The 1358-nt window shown below is 22.3% G+C and carries 3 protein-coding genes; all 3 read right to left on the bottom strand.

Features of this window, described 5'->3' with window-relative positions; all coding sequences use genetic code 11:
- Window positions 1–9: 9 nt before the first annotated feature.
- Window positions 10–630 carry a LysE family translocator gene (locus D9T19_RS14370; protein WP_121628934.1) on the bottom strand — a complete coding sequence of 207 codons (621 nt, stop codon included), beginning with the start codon at window positions 628–630 and terminating at the stop codon, window positions 10–12.
- On the bottom strand, window positions 631–780 hold the full coding sequence (locus D9T19_RS14595; RefSeq protein WP_162984609.1) for a hypothetical protein: 150 nt from the start codon (window positions 778–780) through the stop codon (window positions 631–633).
- 92 nt (window positions 781–872) lie between these two features.
- Window positions 873–1358 (bottom strand): hypothetical protein (locus D9T19_RS14375; protein ID WP_205588735.1); only part of this gene is annotated, 486 nt, incomplete at its 5' end.

Raw genomic sequence — 1358 nt, forward strand, 5'->3', positions numbered from 1 at the left:
ATATTAGTTTTATAAGTATAACATTCCTATTCCCATTAAAATAAATAAAAAACCTGATATTTTATAGAATAATTTTAACGATTTTTCTTCTAAAAACCATGCTTTTGCTGTTTTTGATAAAAAACCATATGTCATAAGAGAACACAAAGATATAAACATAAAGCTAAATGTCATTAAAAAAAACTGAAGATTTATATCTTTAGTCTTATCTAAAAATAATGGAAAAATTGCAGAAAAAAATAAAATTGGTTTAGGATTTGTTATTGCAATAAAAAATCCTTTTCTAAAGATATGTATTTTATTATATTCACTATGTGTATGATTCTTTTTTAAAAATATCTTTGTATTTTTATTAATAATTTGTTTTATTCCTAAATAAATCAAATAAATAGCACCAATAATTTTTAAACCTATTAAAAAATTATGAGATATTAATAGAATAGAACTAATCCCTATCATCGCTATAACAGATAATATAAATAGACCTATAATATTTGCAACAGAAGAAATTAATACAGCCTTTAAATCATAATATAAGCCATTATTAATTGCCAACAATATTGCAGCACCAGGGCTAACTATTGTAAAAAAAGAGATAGATAAGTAAGCTAAGTATAGATGAAAATTCATTTAATATTGACCCATAGAAATTGCATTATCAAGTTCTTTTGAGAAACATCCATTTGTAAAAACTCCTGAAATTCTTTTTTCTTGTAATTTATTTATTGCTTTGTAATCAAAATCAATTTGATAGTTTTCTTTATTTTTAGTTCTATACAATTTACCTAATTTAGGTTCAAAGGTATTAACACATCCAACTATTGTACCAATTATATGCCCTTTTTCATCTTCAATAATTTCTTCATTAGGAATTATTGCGAACAGTTGTAACCCTGCTTTACATTTTCAACATTTTTAGGATAATTCATTACTTTAATATTATATGTACCAAAATCCTGACTTATACCTAATTGATAATTTAAATTTATATTTTTATGAATAAAAGAAAAATTATTATAAATTTCTTCTAATTCTTCTTTATTTAAAACTAATTCTGGATAATTATGACCATGGTCATAAAAATTATTAAAACGAAGACTATCAATTCCCAAATTCTTAAAAAATTCTATGTATTTTAATAAACTTTCTTTTTTATAATTATGTCTTCCAATAGTTAAACCAATTGCAATTCGAAACTTATTCTCTTTTTGTTGAGAATTATAAAGCTTAATTCTATTTATTACTTTTACAGTATCTAATCCATGAAATACACCTTTAATCGGATATTCTCTTTCTATATTTAAATTATCATCAAGTATTCCATGAAATGTGATAGCAATAGTTCCATAATTATATTC

Origin of the sequence: Poseidonibacter antarcticus (assembly GCF_003667345.1) — a bacterium.
Classification (GTDB): Bacteria; Campylobacterota; Campylobacteria; order Campylobacterales; family Arcobacteraceae; genus Poseidonibacter; species Poseidonibacter antarcticus.

Excerpts from the sequence above, each read along its gene's own strand:
- D9T19_RS14370 (WP_121628934.1), bottom strand. The coding sequence starts at position 630 with ATGAATTTTCATCTATACTTAGCTTACTTATCTATCTCTTTTTTTACA.